Genomic DNA, 18,748 nt, shown 5'->3' on the forward strand with positions numbered 1-18,748 from the left:
TGTCCGTCAACGGCCGCCGGTAGGCGGCCTATGCTCTCCCCGCAAGCGCGGGGCGAGGTAAGCAGAATACTCAATGCAACAGCGTTTTTGCCTTCGAATTCGTCAATCCTTCCGCAAAAGCCACCGCCGTGTCCAGACCCCTGCCGCTGCCGAGCGCGACAACGGCGGGCCGGCTGCGCGCCAGCAGGGCACGGGCGGCGTTGCGGCTCGATTCGACGCTGACCGCGTCGATCCGGGCCACCAGTTCTTCCACCGTCTGCGGCCGGCCATAGGCTAGCACATGGCGTGCCAATTGTTCGGCCCGCGATGAACAGCTTTCCAGCGCCATCAACAGGCCGGCCTTCATCTGCGCCTTGGCGCGGGCGACCTCGGCCTCGGTCAGGGTTTCGACCGCGTCGTTGATGACGTCGACGATGACTTCCATCATTTCCGGCGCATCGGCCGGATCGGTCCCGGTGTAGAGGCCGAAGAAGCCGGTGTCGGTGTAGGGCGCGTGGAAGGTATAGATCGAGTAGCACAGCCCGCGCTTCTCGCGCACCTCCTGGAACAGCCGCGACGACATCCCGCCGCCGAGCGTGTTGGTGAAGACCTGCAGCGAGAACAGCGACGGGTCGGTCTGCGGCACGCCTTCGAGCGCCAGCGTCAGATGCGCCTGCTCGAGATCGCGATGCACCACCCGCGAGCCGCCTTTGCCGAACATCGCGACCTGCGGCTTCGGCGCCGGGGTGGCGTCGAAGCTCGCAAACTTCTGCGTGACGTCCTCGACGATCCGCGCGTGATCGACCGCGCCGGCGGCCGCGACCACCATGTCGGGGGCGCGGTAATGCGTCGAGAGATAGCCGCGCAGCATGTCGCGATCGAAGACCTTCAGCGTCTTGGCGGTGCCGAGCAGCGAGCGCCCCATCGGCTGCTCCGGATAGCAGAGCTCGTTGAGATGCTCGAACACGACGTCGTCGGGGGTATCCTGCGCCGCGCCGATCTCCTGCACGATGACGCTCTTCTCGCGCTCCAGCTCGTCCGGCACGAAGGACGGGTTGGCGAGGATGTCGGACAGCACGTCGAGCGCCAGCGGCACGTCGGCCTTCATCACCCGCGCATAATAGGCTGTGGTCTCGGTCGAGGTCCCGGCATTGAGGTCGCCGCCGACCGCCTCGATCTCCTCGACGATCTCGCGCGAGGAGCGCCGCGCCGTGCCCTTGAACGCCATGTGCTCGAGCAGATGCGAGATGCCGTGCTCGTTCGGCTTCTCGTCGCGCCCGCCGACGCCGGCCCAGACCCCGAGCGCCGCGGTTTCCAGATGCGGCATGGTGTCGGTGACGATTGTCAGTCCGCTCGGCAGCTTGGTGATTTCAACGCCCATCAGGCAACTCCCTGCTTGGCAGCACGGCTGACCGACAGCACGAAGCTCTCGACCTCGGCAGAATCATTCTTCATGACCGTGATGTGTTCGGATTTGCTCATCAGGCCTCCGAGCCAGACCGGCAGCTGCGGACGCACCCCGCAGGCGGCTTCCACCGCGTCGGGGAATTTGGCCGCGTGCGCGGTCGACAGCACGATGTTCGGGATCCTGGAATCCGAGGTGTCGCGGTCGGCGACTGCGAGCGCCACCGCGGTGTGGGGATCGACCAGATCGCCGGCCTCGCGCCAGGCGGCGCGGATCGCGGCTGCCGTCTCGGTCTCGTCGGCGCGGCCGGCGTCGAAATCACGGCGCACGGCGGCCAGCGTCGCATCCGGCAGCACGAAACGGCCGGACTGCTTCAGCGAGGCCATCAGGCGGCGGACCTGATCGGCGTCGCGGCCGCTCGCCTCGAACAGCAGCCGCTCGAAGTTCGACGACACCTGGATGTCCATCGACGGCGACGTCGTGGCGTGCACCTCGCGGACCTCGTAGATGCCGGTCTTCAGCGTGCGCGCCAGGATGTCGTTGACGTTAGCGGCGATGCGCAAGTTCCGGATCGGCAGCCCCATCCGCTTGGCGACATAGCCGGCGAAGATGTCGCCGAAATTGCCGGTCGGCACCGTGAAATCGACGGTGCGCTGCGGCGAGCCGAGCGCGACCGCCGAGGTGAAGTAATAGACCACTTGCGCGACGATGCGCGCCCAGTTGATCGAGTTGACGCCCGACAGCGCCACCTGGTCGCGGAAGCGATGGTTGTTGAACATCGCCTTCACCAGCGCCTGGCAATCGTCGAAGGTGCCTTCGATCGCGAGCGCGTGGACGTTGGCGGCGCCGGTCGTCGTCATCATGCGGCGCTGCACCTCGGAGATGCGGCCGTTCGGGAACAGCACGACGAGGTCGACATTGTCGAGATTGGCAAAAGCCTCGACCGCGGCGCCACCGGTATCGCCCGAGGTCGCGACCACAATGGTGGTGCGCTGCGCGCGCTTGGCCAGCACGTGATCCATCAGCCGCGAGATCAGCTGCATCGCGACGTCCTTGAACGCCAGCGTCGGCCCGTGGAACAGCTCGAGCAGGAACTGGTTCGGCCCGGCCTGATCGAGCGGCACCACCGCGGGATGGCGGAAGGTGGCATAGGCCTCGTTGGCCATGCGGCCGAGCTCGGCGTCGGAAATCTCGCCGGCGACAAACGGACGGATGATCTCGACCGCGACCTCCCAATAGGGACGGCCGAAGAAGGTGGCGATGGTCTCGGGCGACAGTTGCGGCCAGGTCTCGGGCACGTAGAGCCCGCCGTCACGGGCAAGCCCGGTCAGCATCACATCGCAGAAGCCGAGCACCGGGGCCTCACCCCTGGTCGAAATATACCGCGTCAAACCGCCCTCCAAAGGCTTCGATCCGAGCCTTAAGCCTTTGATATCATGGAATTATCGAGTTCGCCTCATGCGACCCGAACGGTTCACCATAGAAGATCGGACCAGCAATGGGTAGCCCGAAGCGCGCGCCTCGGGGTCGCGGGCGAGTGCGTGGCGTTGCTGAGGGAGTTGGCGGGCGCGCCGCAAACACAACCGTCGTCCCCGCGAAAGCACGCGAAAGCAGGGACGACAGCAAATGTGTGGTACAGCAAATGTGTGGTGCCGCTTGTGAGTCATAATCATGCGTTCTCGCGACATCCGCGCGCGAGGGGTACACGCCAATCAGCGTGGGTCGCGCCATCCACTAACCGCTCGGCGGCGCCAGCGGCTGCACGATCTCCTGGAACGGCGGCAGCGCCTCGCAGCACGCGGCGTGGGCCTCGAGCGCCGGATAGCGCGCGTCGAACAGATGCGGATGCGCCTCGCCGGTGAAGCGCAGCGCGCAGGCCACCGCGACGTCGGCATGACCGATGCGATTGCCCAGCCAGTACGGCGTCGGCACCGCCGCGCGCTCCTGCTCCAGCACCGCGAGCACGCCCGCGATCTGCGCCTCGCAGCGCTCGACCCAGAGCTTCAACTGCTCCTTGCGCAGCACGCGCTCATAGACAAGGCTCACCGCCTTGTCGGCAAGCCCGGTCGCCAGCGCCGTGATGCGCAGATGCTTGCGCCGCTCGGCGCCTGAGCGCGCGATCATCGCCTTGTCCGGCCCGACCAGCTCGTCGAGATAATCCAGGATCGCACCACTCTCGATCAGCGCCTCGCCGCTATCGAGCACCAGCGTCGGCACCCGCCGCACCGGATTGTAGGCCGCAACCTTCTCCGCATCGCCGAAGGTCGACCACGGCTTGTGCTCGAACGGCAATCCATAGACCCGCAGCGCGATCGCGGTCCGACGGACAAAGGGCGAGTCGTACTGGCCGATCAAAAACATCTGTCATCTCGTCGGTCATGCCGCAGCAAGCCGCCTCGAAAACAGAGATTTCGAAGTGTGCGAATGCCGGGGACAAAGGTTGCACTTTGCACCATCGTAGATGGGCCGCGCCGCATTGCAACCGGATCCTGATCCGGTCCGTTAGGCGAGCTACCCAATCACCGGCACGTGCCTCGCCGCATCGCGCGGCAATTTGCCGTCGAGCCTCGGATCATCCGCCACCTCGATCTGCCGCAGGAACGGACGGAAGCCGGAGCGCTGGTAGAATGCGACGGCCGAGGGATGATCGAAGGTGCAGGTGTGCACCCAGACGCGGCTGACGTCGCGTGACCAGGCGATCTCGAGCGCGCGGTTCATCAGGAAGCGCGCGGCGCCGGTGCCGATGAATTTTGCGGTGACGCCGAAATACAGCAGCTGGCATTCGCCGGCCACGCTGAAATCGAGTTCGAGCAGGCCCTCATCCTGGCCGTCGACGGCCAGCCCGTAGAGCTCGTTGCCGGGGGCGTGGATCCTCGAGGCGAGATCGGAATCATCGAGCCCGGTGCGGGTGAACCACAGCCACTCCTCGCCGACCCGGCGATAGATATCGCGATACCAGTCGAGCGCGGGCGGATCGACCTTGCGCAGGCGCCACGCGCCGGGCGGATCGTCGCGCAGCGGCGGACGCGCGGTCATCTCCAGATGGGTGACGACGGCAGCGATCTTGCCGTGGGGGATGTCGGAGTAACCATCGGGCAGCAGCATCGCGCGACCTCTGTTTGCAGGCTGTCGGCGGGACATAACCGCACGTCGCCGCAGATGCAATGCAACGCTGCACGCAATGCCTGGTCAGGAGAAGAAGAGGTAACCCGCCGCATCCGCCGCTGCTCATTCGAGCGGCCAGGTCCAACGAGCGGGATAAACCAGTTTGAACGCGCTTTGAGGGAGGGCCCCCCAGGCCCTCCCGTACCCGGTTAGTTGCCGACCCAAACGTTGCCGTTCGCGTCGAAATCGTTCTTCGGGTTGTAGCCGGACTCGCGAAGACTCCGCATGCGCATCGCGCGGTCGCTGACATCGCCATTGAGACTGGCGTTGGCATTGAGCACGGCAGGACTCAGTGCGGTACCCATCACGAGACGCTGGTGGGTCCGGTGTTGTGCCGTGCGTGCATCGGCGAGTGCCGCCGTGGACAGACAAACAACTGCGATCGAAACAAGAATAGTTTTCGTCATGGTCAGCTCCTGTGAAGTAACCAGCTGAGCTTTCAATCGCTTCCAGAAAATGCGTGCTCGCGCCGGATGTGAGAACCGTCACAGGCCGGCGGCGATCACGATCGGCCAGACTAGCAGGCAGACGCCAACGCTTCTTGGACGCCCGCGCACAGCGTCGCGGGAAGCCCGTGCGCAAATCGCAAACGTCAACTTGTAGTGATCCAGATGCGCCGCCGCGTTGATGGCACAAAGTGAATAGTGGCTGACCGCCGCAGTCCGCGTCGGCATTCGCACCGATGAGTCCCGGGTCGCGCTTCCGCCTTCAGGAGAAGCAGGAAAAGTGAGCGCGGTGCTCGCCACACGTTTGACGTCGTCCCGGCGAAGGCCGGGACCCACAGGACTACGTTGTTGAACGACGCTGCGGCCCCAACATCGCAGGACAATTGGCATTCGTGGTTATGGGTCCCGGCCTTCGCCGGGACGACATTAGAGTTTGTGGCGCAGCCGATGAGACGTACTCGCTCCCTCATCTCGGCGTCAGCGTGATCGCGTCAGCGGTTGCGGCTACAGTGTGCCGAACACTCGGTGTCGTCCCGGCGAAGGCCGGGACCCATTACCACAGAGTTGGGTTGTTAAGGCACGCTGTGGCCCCAGCACCGCAAAGCAATCGGCATTGGTGGTTATGGGTCCCGGGTCGCGCGGAGCTTGCCCGGGACGACATTGGAGTTTTGGGTGACCGCCCCCTCACCTCGGCGTCAGCGTGATCGCTTCCGCAGTTGCGGCTTCCACCGCCGGCCGGCTGTAGAGCAGCGGCACATACTGGCCCGTCGCCCATAGCGGCGCGAGGTCGCGGTAGTGGCCGCTGAAGGGATCGCCGGATTGGCCCGGCGTGTTGACGGCGCGGCTTGCATCCCAATTGCCGACATCGAGCACCATGCGGAATGAAGCGCCGGAGATCAGATGATAGTCGGAGCGGCGATAGGTGGCGGCGCGCGGCACGTTGGCGGCGCCGCCAAAGGCGAGTGGTCCGACCTGCATCTGCGCCGCGGTCGCCTTGTCGGCGAGCGGCATCAGCGCGTGATTGAATTGCGCGACATGCAGCCGGCCCCAGCGCCAGGTCGACGCATCGGGACCGAGCTTGTCGGCAACATCGGTGACCGCCTCGCCGAGACTGTCGCGCAGCACGCGGTCGCGCTCGCCTGAGGGATCGCTGCCGAGCGCCGCGTCCGGCTTTTCGAGATAGCCGACAATGGCGGAGATGCTGGAGGCCTCCGGCGCAATCAGCTCGGCTGCCTTCGGCGCGGTGGTCTTGAGCAGCACCGGGCCGAGATGGTTTGCGATCCACACCTCATAGACCGCGGCGGCCGCGCTATCGGCCGCATCACGCGCATCCCACGCCCTGAGCAGATCAAGGCCCTTCTTGACGTTCGCATCATCCGACGTGAGCGGCTTCAGCAGCGCGATGAGGCGCCGCGCGAGCATGCCGGTGTCGTCGTTCTGCAGCGCCATCGCGTCCGCCAGCGTCACCTTGCTGTTGGCCTGCAGCACCTCGGTGATGCGCTGCCAGCGCGCGCTGTCGGCCCATTCGAATCCGACCCTACGCTCACCCACCGGATAATCCGCCGGCAGGTTCATCTGGTTGGCGGTGGCGATGAAACCCTGCTTCGGCTGGTACAGCTTCGGCAATTCGTCGAGCGACAGAAAGCCCTGCCACTCGTAGCGGCCGTCGCCGGGCACCGGCATCAGGCCGTCGAAACTGGCGCGGCGCGGCGTCTTGCCGGCGGCGACCCAGCCGATATTGCCTGACGTGTCGGCATAGACCTGGTTCTCCGACGGCGCGCCCCAGCGCCGCATCGCGCCGAGGAAGCCGTTCCAATTCTTCGCCGTCATGTAGTCGGACGAGCCGAAATAGGCCGAGGTGCCCGGCTCGAACCAGATCGAGCGCACGGCGAACGCATGCTTCTTGTCGGCGTCGACGAAGATCACCGGGCCGTGGCGGGTGAACTTCAGCTCGAGATCGCGGTCGGCCTCGCCCTTCACCGCTTCCTTCTCATGCACGATCCGCATGTCCTCCCAGCCGCTGCCGTAGCGGTACTGGTTCGGATTGTCCGGGTTGAGCTCGTAGACGTAGAGGTCTTCCTGATCGACGTTGAAGATGGTCAGCCCGAACGCGATGATGTCGTTGTGGCCGATCGAGATGCCCGGCAGCGCAGGCTCGCCGGCACCGATCACGGAGATGCCGGGCGCATTGAGGCCGACGATGTAGCGCAGCGACGGCACCGAGTGCTCGCGATGCGGATCGTTGGCGAGGATCGGACGTCCGGTCGCGGTGCGCGATGCCGCGATCACCCAGTTGTTGGAGCCGATGGTGTCGCGCTGCTGGTCGGCTTCGGCGAGGTAGGTGTCGGGATCATGCGCCAGCGCCGCCTTCTGGTCCTTCGGCGCGGCGAACTTCACCGGCCGCGTGGCAAGATCGTAGGCGGCGAGCACCGCCTTCGGCACGCTGCAGGGATCGAGCCCATCGGGGATCCTGGTGGTCCAGGTGGGCTCCAGCTTGACGCGGAAACGATCGGCATCGAGGCCGGCAGCGCAGGCGACCCGCGAGCGCTTCACCTCGGAGGCGACGTTGCGGGTCAGGCCATGGCTGCGGACGCGCACGACATCCTCTGCCGACCACAAATCCGGCATCGTGCCTGCGATCCTGAACTCGATCGGTAGCGCGCGCTTGCCCGCCTGGACGTCGGCGACATAGGCGTTGACGCCGGCGACGAACGCCTCCGCATAGGATTTCGCCTTCGGGCCATAGGCGGCCCATTCCGCATTCATGTCGCCGCGATAGAGGAACAGACGCAGCGCCTTGTCCTGCTCGGCATAGGCAGGGCCGAAATCCTTCGCCAAGAGGCCGAGCCCGCGCTTGCGCCAGAGATCGATCTGCCAGAGCCGATCGCGCGCGGCGTTGAAGCCTTGCAGGAAGAACAGGTCGTGCTCGTTGCCGGCATAGATGTGCGGGATGCCCCAGACATCGACCAGGATCTGCCCCGGCGCCTTCAGCCCGGCGACGTCGGTCTTGACCTCGCGCGCCGCGACGAGCGGGCTCGGCTTCTCGCGCGCGGTGGCGGGTGCAACAAGTATTGCGGCGCAGAGTGCGGCAGTGAGTAGCTTGGCGACGCGGTTGAGATCCGTGTTCATGTTGTTCTCCGATGGTTGTTATTGATTGTTGCGCACACTTGGCGAGATTGAGCGGCAGCCGTAGCGTCGCCGCTTGCTTGGTGTGGAAAGAGACCCCACCCGTAGCGCATCTGATGATGCACTACGACCTAAGAGCGAGATTCGCTCGTCTCGACCCCGCTAGCGGGAGAGGTGCAGCGAGCTTGCCGCAGCATCAGTTCATCATTCCCCCTCGTCGCTCGCCAGCACGCCCTTCACGGCGCGGGCCCAGCCGGCGAGCTTGCGCTCGCGCGTCGCCTGGCTCATCGCCGGCCTGAAGCGGTGCTCGAGCCGCCAATTGTCGGCGAACTTGGCGGGCTCCGGATAGACGCCGGCATCGAGGCCGGCGAGATAGGCGGCCCCTAACGCCGTGGTCTCCTGGATCATCGGGCGGTCGACCGGCGCGTTGAGCAGATCGGCGAGCCGCTGCATGGTCCAGTCCGAGGCGGTCATGCCGCCGTCGACGCGCAGCACGGTGTTGGCGGCGTTGGCCTCCGGCCAATCGGTGCGCATCGCGGCCCACAGATCGAAGGTCTGGTAGCACACGCTCTCCAGCGTCGCATGCGCGAGCTCGGCCGGGCCGGTGTTGCGGGTCAGCCCGAACAGCGCACCGCGCACGCGCGGATTCCAGTACGGCGCCCCCATGCCGACGAAGGCGGGCACCAAATAGACGCTCTGCATGGAGTCGGATTTATCGGCGAGCGGCCCGGTCTCGGCGGCGTGCTTGATGATGCCGAGCCCGTCGCGCAGCCACTGCACCGCGCTGCCGGCGACGAAGATCGAGCCCTCGAGCGCGTAGGTGCGCTGGCCGCCGAGCTGGTAGGCGATGGTGGTGAGCAGCTTGTTCTTCGAGGCCACCGGCGTGGTGCCGGTGTTGAGCAGCGCGAAGCAGCCGGTGCCGTAGGTCGACTTCATCATGCCGGGCTCGAAGCAGGCCTGGCCGATGGTCGCGGCCTGCTGGTCGCCGGCAAGCCCGGAGATCGCGATCGGGCCGCCGAACAAGTCCGCCGTGCTCTCGCCGAACCGGGCGGAGGAATCCTTCACCTCGGGAAGCATCGAGCGCGGTACGCGCAGCAGCCTGATGAGGTCATCGTCCCAGGCGCCGGTATGGATGTTGAACAGCAGCGTGCGCGAGGCGTTGGTGGCGTCGGTGGCGTGGACTCTGCCGCCGGTGAGCCGCCACAGCAGATAGCAGTCGACGGTGCCGAACAAGAGTTCGCCGCGCTCGGCGCGCTCGCGCGCGCCCGGCACGTGATCGAGGATCCAGGCGACTTTGGTGCCGGAGAAATAGGGATCGATGATCAGACCGGTCTTGGCCGAAATCACCGACTCATGGCCCTCGGCCTTGAGTTTTGCGCAGATGTCGGCGGTGCGGCGGTCCTGCCAGACGATGGCGCGGTGCACGGCCTGTCCGGTGGCGCGGTCCCATACCACGGTGGTCTCGCGCTGGTTGGTGATGCCGATCGCGGCGATATCTTTCGCCTTGAGGCCGGCCTTCTCCAGCGCCTCGCGGCACACCATCACGGTCGAGGTCCAGATGTCCTCCGGCTCGTGCTCGACCCAGCCGGAGGCGGGGAAATGCTGCGGAAACTCCTGCTGCGCGACGGCGGCGATGGAGATGTCGCCGCGAAACACCATGGCGCGCGACGATGTGGTGCCCTGATCGATGGCCAGTACGAAAGACATGAGTGTTTCCCTTAAACAGCTTCATCCCGAGAGGGATTGGTGCAGGCGCCAAGGGAGCGGATTACTGCGGCGAGGTCAAGATTGGTGGTGAGTGCCGAGATGGTCGAGGCAAGAGTCCGCGAGGGTATCAGTCCCGTCATCCTGAGGTGCGAGCGGAGCGAGCCTCGAAGGATGCACGGCCCCCCAAGTCGGGCCGTCGACCCTTCGAGGGCCGCTGAAGAAGCGGCCACCTCAGGGTGACGGCGATGGAAATGAGCGCACCGCCTCAACCGTCATTGCGAGGAGCGAAGCGATGAAGCAATCCATCCATCAGCGCAAACGGACGAATGGATTGCTTCGCTTCGCTCGCAATGACGGTTGGAGCGGCCGGGCAGCCCGATCACATCGGCCGGTACGTCCTGACATCGGCGGGGACGTTGACGCCGATCTTGATCGCACCGACCGAGCGGATGATGTCGTCGCCGAGCAGCTGGGCGAAGCAGGCGTAGCCCCAGTCGTTCATGTGCAGGCCGTCGGCGATGACGAAATCGGTGATCGGGATCGCCTGTTTCTCGTGCCAGTCGCGCATCACCTCGAAGCGCGGGAAGATGCCGACATGACGCAGGGCGGCGATGCGGCCGAGCAGCTTCACCATGCCGCGCGCGCTTTCGGGACGCTCGGTGACGCGCGGCGAATATTGCGGATCGACCAGCACGACGTCGGCGCCAGACGCCTGAAGGCGCGCCACGCCGTCCTCGACCTGCCTGGCGGTCTCGGTCGGATCGAGGTTGCGCAGCACCGCGTTGGTGCCGACCTGCCAGATCACCATGTCGGGATGGACGTCGATCACTTCGGTCTGCAGCCGCTTCATCATCTCGGGCGCGTCCTCGCCGCCCTTGCCGCGATTGAGCACGGTGATGTCGGCGGACGGATACTGCCGGCGCAACTGTCCGGCGAGCCGGTTCGGATAGGTGAATTCCGGCGCCGACGAACCATAGCCCTGGGTCGAGGACGAGCCGAATGCGATGATGACGACCGGCTTGCCGGCGGCGAGCTTGGCCGCGACATGCGGCAGCGAACCGGTGCTGTTCGGCACGCCCTTGGGCTGCTGACAGGGCACGCGGTGGAAGATGTCGCTGGCGGATTTCGCGGCCTGCTTCACCCTGTCGAACGCCTTCGCGGCGACGCCGGGTTGCGGCGGATTGGTCGCATCGGCCGTCGCAGCGGGCTGCGTTGCATCAGGCTTTGCGGCCTCGGTCTTGCCGTCGGACGAAAGCGCTGCATGCTGGTCGGTCTGCGCGCGCGACGGCACAACCGCGAGCAGCGTCAGCACCGCAACGGCACAGAGACCTCGCCCTGCGGAAGCGCGAAAAGGGAAGGCAAAACGCATTTACTCTGCTTCCTTAATTCTGCTGCACCGGGCCCAGATGGGCCGCATCGATCACGAATTTCGCCAGTGCGCGGCCGAGACAGGCATGAACCTTCTTGGCCAGATCGACACCATGCGAGGTGCTGAACAGGTCAAAATATCCGGCGTCGCTCCACTGCTTCATAATCGCGAACCGGTCGAACAGCGGAACGTCGTGCTGCTGCGCCACCACCTTCATGTTGTCGAGATAGGGCGGTGCAGAGATCATCGTCTCCGTACGCGGGCTGTATTGCAGATTGACCAGCACCACGTCGGTCCCGGCGTCCCGCAACGCAACAACGCCTTCGTTGATGGCGGTACGGAAATCGTCGGGATCGATTGCTCGCATAGCATCGACGGTTCCGGTCTGCCAGATAACCAAAGTAGGCTTTTTTGCTTCAACAAGCTTAACAAGAGTTCCCGCGGTCTCCTCGGCGGTGTTCTTTCCCTGTAATTCTACGGATAGATCGATCGTCGACGACGGCAACGCTTCCTTCAGCGCCGCCTGCAGCGTGGCCGGATAGGCGCTCGCCTCGTTGCCCTGGATGGTCGAGGAGCGGCTGCCGACCACCAGCACGTTGAGCGGCCGGTTGGACTTGATGGCGTCGGTGACCTTGGGCAGCGAGCTCTCGCTCGTAAGCAGATAGGCGGGCACGTCGCAGGGCGGCGGCGGGGGCGGCTCCGCGGTGTCGCCGGCGCACGCGGGCGCCGCCGCCAAACCGGCCGTCAGGCAGGCTGCGAGCAGCGTCAGGCCCAGCATCGTCCGCGCGGACTTCATGCTCCCCCTCCCGCCAGATCGGCGTTGCCGGCGGCGCCTTTTTTCGAGGCGCCTTTGTCGGCGGAGTGCTTGTACCACGAAATGATCCACGCCATGCCGCACATGATGAGGATGCCGCAGACGCTGATCAAGGCGTGCAGTGCGGCACCGCCAGATACTTCGGCAAGCACGAAGTGACCGGCGAAGGCGAGGAAGACCCCGAGGCAGAATATCTCAAGCGAATGCTGGCCACACAGGATCAAAGGTCGCAGCCAGGGCGATTTCAGGCCCGGCCAGTCCTTGGGCAGGAAGCGCACGGTGAGCGCGGCGAGCGCCAGGAAGTGCGCGAATCGCAACACGTCCAGGTCGGTCTTGTTGATCGGATACATCCATTGCTCGATCACCTTCGGCATGATGTGGCCGAGCTGCGGCACGTACCAGGTCAGGGTCACGAAGAACGCCGCGACCAGATAGACGATGCAGATCCACATCGTGATGTTCGACGACAGGATCCGCGACATCCGCCGCGCCCCGCCGAGCGCGCACCAGGCGCCGAACACGAACAGCAATTGCCAGGCGAACGGATTGAACGCCCAGAAGCCGTTCGGATAGGCCGAGAGATAAAGGTCGAACTGCCAGGTCAGCGCGTAGAGCACGACCGAGAGACCGAGCGTGACGTCGGGCTTCCATTTCATCAGCCACAGGATCAGCGGCAGGAACAGCATCAGCACGATATAGAGCGGCAGCACGTCCATGTTGACCGGACGGAAGCGCAGCAGCAGCGCCTGGACGATGGTGACGTCAGGCTGCTTGAGGAAGTCCATGATCCCCATTTCCTCGCTGTAGAGCGGGTTCTCGAACGAGGTCGCGACATAGGAGATCTCGGCGAGGAAGATCGTGAACAGGAAGACGTGCGCGACGTAGATTTGCCAGACCCGGCGCAGGATGCGCGCGGTCGCGATCACGAAGCCGCCCTCCAGCATCGCGCGGCCGTAGACGAAGGCCGCGGTGTAGCCGGAGATGAAGATGAAGATCTCGGTGGCGTCGGAGAAGCCGTAATTGCGGATCGTCAGCCAGGTCAGAAGATTGGTCGGCAGATGATCGATGAAGATCAGCCACAGCGCGAGCCCGCGGAACAGATCGAGGCGGAGCTCGCGCTCGCCGGTCGCCGGCAGCGTGATCGCGGGCGCAGCAACCTTCGCCTCGGCCTCTGCCTTTACTTCGGCCTTGACGTCAGCCACCGGCGAACCGGCTATGGGATCGGCAATCGAGCTCATCAAACACCGTGTCGGCCGCGGACGCCCCGCACGCCGTGCTGAAAAGATAATATCGGTCCGCGAGTTGCCGACAAAGCACGGAGTGCGGCGGCATGCGGCCGCGCTTTAGAGCGGAACTATGTTGAAACCGCGATGAACGGGCCGCCCCAAATCCGGCTTTCCAAGCCCGCCCTTTCGCGGCCTGGCAGGCGATTGGTTCCGGCGGTTCAATTGGCTATGATAGCGCCCTGTTTGAGCATGATCCGGTCGAAAACGGACCATGCGCCAGGACCATCGGATTGAGCCGCATGTACCGCGCCGTTACCCGCCAGATCGAAGTCACCGTCGAGCCGAACTTCATGCCGGAGCGCTCGTCGGTCGACCGGCGCGAATATTTCTGGTCGTACAAGATCGTGATCGTCAATTCGGGCCCGGATACGGTGCAGCTGCGGACGCGGCACTGGATCATCACCGACGCCACCGGCCGCCGCCAGGAGGTGCGCGGCGAGGGCGTGGTCGGCGAGCAGCCGGTGCTCGCGCCCGGCGAACGCTTCGAATACACCAGCGGCGTGCCGCTGCCGACCGCCTCCGGATTCATGACCGGCAGCTATCAGATGGTCACCGAAGCCGGCGAGCGCTTCGACATCGACGTGCCGACATTTTCGCTGGACAGCCCGAGCCCGGGCGGCAAAAGGGTGCTGAACTGACGCCTGCGTAGCCCCGGATGGAGCGAAGCGCAATCCGGGGCAGGTGCATCCGCGGTTGGAGCGGCCCCGGATTTCGCTGCGCTTCATCCGGGCTACGATGACGAACGCGTCTACTCCACGCCGGCTTCCTGCGGCGTGAATTCATACACCGACGAGCAGAACTCGCAGGTCACGACGACCTTGCCGTCCTTGACCATCTCGGCGCGGTCGTTCGGCGCAAAGCTCTTCAGCATCGACGACACCGCGTCGCGCGAGCAGGAGCACTGCGCGCGCAGCGTTTGCGGGTTGAAGACACGCACGCCACGTTCGTGGAACAGGCGATAGAGCAGCCGCTCGCCGGACAGATCGGGATCGATCAGCTCGACGTCCTCGACGGTCGAGATCAGCGACTGGCCCTCGACCCAGGCGTCATCGTCCGGCACGCTATGCGTGGCCGTGCCTTCCGGCGCATCGCCGGGATGCAGATCGGCCTGCTTGGCGCGCTCGGGCGCCTTGGGCAGGAATTGCAGCAGGATGCCGCCGGCACGCCAGTGCAGCTTGCCGCCCTCGCCGCCGCGCATCTCCTCGCCGACCGCAAGCCGCACCCGCGTCGGAATCTGCTCCGAGCGCAGGAAATATTCGTGGGCCGCCTCTTCCAGGCCGCCGCCGTCGAGCGCGACCAGTCCCTGGTAGCGGCTGGTGTTGGAGCCCTGATCGATGGTCATCGCAAGGTGGCCCTTGCCGAGCAGCTCGCCCGAGCTCTGGCCATTCTTGAGGCGCGATGCGTCGTAGCGCGCATAGGCGCGCAGCCGGTCGGGCGCCTGGAAATCCACGATCAGGAGCGAGACCGGACCTTCGGTCCGGGTCTGCAGGATGAAGCGGCCCTCGAACTTGACCGACGAGCCGAGCAGCGTGGTCAGCACGATCGCCTCGCCGAGCAGCTTGCCGACCGCGGGCGGATAATCGTGCTTGTGCAGGATCTCGTCGAGCGCGGGGCCGAGCCGGGTCAGCCGGCCGCGCAGGTCCAGCGCGCCGACCTCGAATGCCAGCACGGCATCGTCGACCGGAACCGCTGAGGGCGCGCGAACCGGCGCCTCGGGCGTGATTTTGATGTCGGGGGATTGTGAAACCATGGCGCTCTATCTGGGGTCTCGGACCATGAAATAAAGGGGTTCACTAACGCGGATGTTTCCGTCGTCCCTGCGAAAGCATGCGAAAGCAGGGACCCATAACCACCGATGTGAGTTGCTTGCATCAAGCTGGTGCCCCAGCCTTCGCAACAATTGACAGCGATGGTTATGGGTCCGGGGTCGCGCTTCGCTTGCCCGGGACGACAACGCTTCTGATCTCCGACTACGCGACCGCGTCGAAACACCAGGCCAGAATGCCCTTCTGCGCATGCAGGCGGTTTTCCGCCTCGTCGAACACCACGGATTGCGGCCCGTCGATCACCTCGTCGGTGACCTCCTCGCCGCGATGCGCGGGCAGGCAGTGCATGAACAGTGCGTCCGGCTTGGCGAGCGACATCAGCTTGGCATTGACCTGATAGGGCCGCAGCACGTTGTGGCGGTGCTCGCCCTCCTTGTCGCCCATCGACACCCAGGTGTCGGTGACGACGCAGTCGGCGCCGCGCACGGCGGCTTCCGGATCGGTGCCGAGCATGATCGGCGCGCCGGTCGCCTTGATCCAGTCGCGCATCGGCTTCTTCGGCGACAGCTCCGGCGGGGTCGCGACATTGAGCTGGAACTTGAACCGCTCGGCGGCATGCGCCCAGGAGGCCAGCACGTTGTTGTCGTCGCCGGTCCAGGCCACGGTCTTGCCCTCGATCGAGCCGCGGTTTTCCTCATAGGTCATGAGGTCGGCCATCACCTGGCAGGGATGCGAACGCCGGGTCAGGCCGTTGATGACGGGAACGGTGGCGTGAGCCGCGAGCTCGAGCAGCGCGTCATGGTTGAGGATGCGGATCATGATCGCATCGACATAGCGCGACAGCACGCGCGCGGTGTCGGCGATGGTCTCGCCGCGGCCGAGCTGCATCTCGGCGCCGGTCAGCATGATGGATTCACCGCCGAGCTGGCGCATGCCCACGTCGAACGACACCCTTGTGCGGGTCGACGGGCGCTCGAAGATCATCGCCAGCGTCTTGCCTTCGAGCGGCTTCCTGCCCTTCTCATGCGCCTTCAGCTTCGCCTTCATGGCGGCTCCGGCGGACAGCATGTTGCGCAGCTCGCCGAGCGGCAGCTCGTTGATATCGAGGAAGTGACGGACCGGCTTGCTCATTATCCAGCCGCCTTCTTCGGCTGCGCCACCGACAATGTCGCGCAGGCGCGCTCGAGCGCGGTGATCGACTGGTCGATCTCGGACTCGGTCACGATCAGCGGCGCCAGGAACCGCACCACATTGTCGCCTGCGCCGACGGTGAGCAGCTTCTCGCTACGCAGCGCTGCGATCAGGTCGCCCGACGGCACCACGGCCTTGACGCCGATCAACAGCCCCTCGCCGCGTACCTCCGACAGCACGCCGGGATAGCGGTCGACGACGGAGGCGAGCTTCTGCTTGAGCAGCAGCGACATCTTCTGCACATGCTCGAAGAAGCCGGGTTTCAGCATGACGTCGAGCACGGCATTGGCGGCGGCGACCGCGAGCGGATTGCCGCCGAAGGTCGAGCCGTGCGAGCCGGGCGCCATGCCGGCCGCGGCCTGCGCGGTCGCCAGCACCGCGCCGATCGGGAAACCGCCCCCGAGCGCCTTGGCCAGCGACATCACGTCCGGCGTGACGCCGGTGCGCTTGTAGGCGAACAGCTCGCCGGTTCGGCCCATGCCGGTCTGCACCTCGTCGAAGGCGAGCAGCAGGCCGTGCTCGTCGCACAGCGCGCGCAGTGCCTTGAAGAACGCCTGCGGCGCCGAGCGCACGCCGCCCTCGCCCTGCACCGGCTCGATCAGGATGCCGGCGGTGTGCGGACCGATCGCCTTCTTCACCGCGTCGATGTCGCCATGCGGCACCTGGTCGAAGCCGTCCATCGGCGGGCCGAAGCCCTCGAGATATTTCGCCGAGCCGGTCGCCGCCAGCGTGCCCAGCGTGCGGCCGTGGAAGGCGCCCTCGAAGGTGATGATGCGGTAGCGCTCGCCATGGCCCTTGGAGAAGTGATAGTGGCGGACCAGCTTGATCACGCCCTCCATCGCTTCCGCGCCGGAATTGCAGAAGAACACGAAGTCGGCAAAGCTCTGCTCGCACAGCCGCGCGGCAAGCACCTCGCCGTCCGGGCTCTTGAACAGGTTCGACATGTGCCAGAGCTTGGTCGCCTGTTCCTGCAGCGCCTTGACGAGATGCGGATGCGCGTGCCCGAGCGCGTTGACCGCGACGCCCGAGGTGAAATCGAGATAGCGGTCGCCGTTGGTTGCGATCAGCCAGGCGCCCTCACCGCGCTCGAAACCGAGATCGACCCTGGCGAAGACGGGGAGCAGATGCGACGTGGCAGCGTTGGTCATGACGATCACTGACGGTTTTTAAGCCGACAATTGCCGCGCGCCTTGACGCCAGCGCAGCAACGGCCAGCTTCGGAAAACAAAACGGCCGCCTTTGCGGGCGGCACGTGGCGGGCATTCTATGCTGCGGTCGGTAAGTGTCAATCGCCACGAAGTGGCCTTCCTGCAATGCGAAACGAGCGCAATCCGGAGCATTCCGGTGCGGTGGAAAAGCCTCATCGCGATGCTTAACTGTGTGGGAACATGTGGACGCACGACCGCGGACTCTTGCGCCAGAGTCACGCCATATTGTAGCGTTTGGCCTGTCGGGTACGACATCTCGTGCGGCGGTACTGGACCCTCTAAGTAACCTTTGTGTCTCGCGTAAACGTTCGGGCGCAACACCGTGCCCGGCGAGGGCTAAGGGATTCTGGCCGCAGGGATTTTTGTCCAGATTGGCTCGCAGCGCCGCTCCAATGATTGGCCGGCGCTACGCGAAGGGAAGAATGCGATGACTGTATTGACCTGGTCCGACGATCGCGTCGAGCAGCTGAAGAAGCTCTGGGAGTCCGGCCTGTCGGCCAGCCAGATCGCGGCGGAACTTGGCAATGTGACGCGAAACGCCGTGATCGGCAAAGTGCATCGGCTCGGCCTCTCCGGCCGCGCCAAGGCACCCTCCACGGCCGCGCCGCGGCAGCGCAAGGCCCGCCCCGCCCAGCACATGATGCGGGTGGCGCGCCCGGTCTCGCGCGGCAACACCGCGCTGGCGCACGCCTTCGAGGCCGAGATGGAGCCCGATCCGATCTCCTACGACAATGTGGTGCCGATGAGCCAGCGGCTGTCGCTGCTCGAGCTCAACGAGGCCACCTGTCACTGGCCGGTCGGCGATCCCTCGAGCCCGGAATTCTTCTTCTGCGGCGGCAAAGCGCTCGGCGGCCTGCCCTATTGCGCGCATCACTCGCGCGTCGCCTACCAGCCCGCCGCCGATCGCCGCCGGCCGTCGGCGAAACCGCAGATCAAGTGAGCACTCGGGAAAACGACGGAAGACCTCAAAGACAAATCCCCGCGAAAGCGGGGATTTTTTTGTGTGACGCAGCCCGGATGGAGCCAACGGGGCGCTCGTTCGCGCGACCCGTCGGCTCCATCCGGGCTACCGCTACGTCACCGGCCTCGTCCCGGCGCAGGCCGGGACCCATAACCACGAATGGGTGTTGTTAGAAAGCCGTCTGGCCGCGTGCCGATTGCGCTGGCCGCGGCGTATGGGTCCCGGCTTTCGCCCATAGGCGCTAAAATAGGATTTGCGCCTTGGCTTCGCTTGTGATTCCAAGATGGAATGGCACACGAATCGCTTGTGAACAAAGATTGGGCGC

At 65.5% G+C, this 18,748-nt stretch carries 15 protein-coding genes; 2 read left to right on the forward strand and 13 right to left on the reverse strand.

Annotated features, from left to right (window positions below):
* Positions 1 to 70 precede the first annotated feature (70 nt).
* The 10 genes from ACZBJS_RS37120 to ACZBJS_RS37165 form a co-directional block, all read right to left on the reverse strand.
* Positions 71 to 1,360, reverse strand: coding sequence for a M16 family metallopeptidase (locus tag ACZBJS_RS37120; protein WP_076830951.1), 1,290 nt, complete (start codon positions 1,358 to 1,360; stop codon positions 71 to 73).
* Positions 1,360 to 2,775: a threonine synthase gene (gene thrC, locus ACZBJS_RS37125; protein ID WP_463439956.1), complete on the reverse strand. Its 1,416-nt coding sequence runs from the start codon at positions 2,773 to 2,775 to the stop codon at positions 1,360 to 1,362. The genes ACZBJS_RS37120 and thrC overlap by 1 nt, the downstream gene beginning before the upstream one ends.
* A gap of 343 nt (positions 2,776 to 3,118) precedes the next feature.
* Entirely contained in the window at positions 3,119 to 3,745 is a 627-nt protein-coding gene (locus tag ACZBJS_RS37130; RefSeq protein WP_316396621.1) for a glutathione S-transferase family protein, read from the reverse strand.
* A 150-nt stretch (positions 3,746 to 3,895) separates the two neighbouring features.
* Positions 3,896 to 4,489, reverse strand: a complete 594-nt coding sequence (locus ACZBJS_RS37135) for a GNAT family N-acetyltransferase (protein WP_316396619.1) — start codon at positions 4,487 to 4,489, stop codon at positions 3,896 to 3,898.
* A 209-nt stretch (positions 4,490 to 4,698) separates the two neighbouring features.
* Positions 4,699 to 4,956 (reverse strand): hypothetical protein, encoded by a 258-nt coding sequence (locus ACZBJS_RS37140; protein WP_168858992.1) that lies wholly within the window; start codon positions 4,954 to 4,956, stop codon positions 4,699 to 4,701.
* 723 nt (positions 4,957 to 5,679) lie between these two features.
* Positions 5,680 to 8,124 (reverse strand): penicillin acylase family protein, encoded by a 2,445-nt coding sequence (locus tag ACZBJS_RS37145; RefSeq protein ID WP_316396616.1) that lies wholly within the window; start codon positions 8,122 to 8,124, stop codon positions 5,680 to 5,682.
* A gap of 201 nt (positions 8,125 to 8,325) precedes the next feature.
* On the reverse strand, positions 8,326 to 9,828 hold the full coding sequence (glpK, locus tag ACZBJS_RS37150) for a glycerol kinase GlpK (RefSeq protein WP_316396615.1): 1,503 nt from the start codon (positions 9,826 to 9,828) through the stop codon (positions 8,326 to 8,328).
* A 379-nt stretch (positions 9,829 to 10,207) separates the two neighbouring features.
* The gene (locus tag ACZBJS_RS37155; protein WP_253638523.1) at positions 10,208 to 11,197 is read right to left on the reverse strand and encodes an SGNH/GDSL hydrolase family protein; all 990 of its coding nucleotides are present in this window, start codon (positions 11,195 to 11,197) and stop codon (positions 10,208 to 10,210) included.
* A 13-nt stretch (positions 11,198 to 11,210) separates the two neighbouring features.
* Positions 11,211 to 11,993, reverse strand: coding sequence for an SGNH/GDSL hydrolase family protein (locus ACZBJS_RS37160; protein ID WP_316396613.1), 783 nt, complete (start codon positions 11,991 to 11,993; stop codon positions 11,211 to 11,213).
* Positions 11,990 to 13,249: an OpgC domain-containing protein gene (locus tag ACZBJS_RS37165; RefSeq protein ID WP_076830969.1), complete on the reverse strand. Its 1,260-nt coding sequence runs from the start codon at positions 13,247 to 13,249 to the stop codon at positions 11,990 to 11,992. The genes ACZBJS_RS37160 and ACZBJS_RS37165 overlap by 4 nt, the downstream gene beginning before the upstream one ends.
* A 287-nt stretch (positions 13,250 to 13,536) precedes the next feature.
* Here ACZBJS_RS37165 and apaG point away from each other — a divergent pair, with 287 nt between their 5' ends.
* A complete protein-coding gene (apaG, locus tag ACZBJS_RS37170) occupies positions 13,537 to 13,935 on the forward strand; it encodes a Co2+/Mg2+ efflux protein ApaG (RefSeq protein ID WP_076830971.1) in 399 nt (132 codons plus the stop codon).
* Between the two features lie 110 nt (positions 13,936 to 14,045).
* Here apaG and ACZBJS_RS37175 read toward each other — a convergent pair whose 3' ends face one another.
* The 3 genes from ACZBJS_RS37175 to ACZBJS_RS37185 form a co-directional block, all read right to left on the reverse strand.
* The gene (locus ACZBJS_RS37175; RefSeq protein ID WP_076830974.1) at positions 14,046 to 15,047 is read right to left on the reverse strand and encodes an Hsp33 family molecular chaperone; all 1,002 of its coding nucleotides are present in this window, start codon (positions 15,045 to 15,047) and stop codon (positions 14,046 to 14,048) included.
* Positions 15,048 to 15,267: 220 nt separating this feature from the next.
* Positions 15,268 to 16,194: an ornithine carbamoyltransferase gene (gene argF, locus ACZBJS_RS37180; RefSeq protein WP_028342316.1), complete on the reverse strand. Its 927-nt coding sequence runs from the start codon at positions 16,192 to 16,194 to the stop codon at positions 15,268 to 15,270.
* Positions 16,194 to 17,402 carry an aspartate aminotransferase family protein gene (locus ACZBJS_RS37185; protein ID WP_076831076.1) on the reverse strand — a complete coding sequence of 403 codons (1,209 nt, stop codon included), beginning with the start codon at positions 17,400 to 17,402 and terminating at the stop codon, positions 16,194 to 16,196. Before ACZBJS_RS37185 ends, argF begins: the two co-directional genes overlap by 1 nt.
* Positions 17,403 to 17,889: 487 nt before the next feature.
* Between ACZBJS_RS37185 and ACZBJS_RS37190 the strand changes: the two genes are divergently transcribed.
* On the forward strand, positions 17,890 to 18,402 hold the full coding sequence (locus ACZBJS_RS37190; RefSeq protein ID WP_076830977.1) for a GcrA family cell cycle regulator: 513 nt from the start codon (positions 17,890 to 17,892) through the stop codon (positions 18,400 to 18,402).
* Positions 18,403 to 18,748: the final 346 nt, after the last annotated feature.

It is taken from the genome of Bradyrhizobium sp. KZN70725 (genome assembly GCF_055264925.1).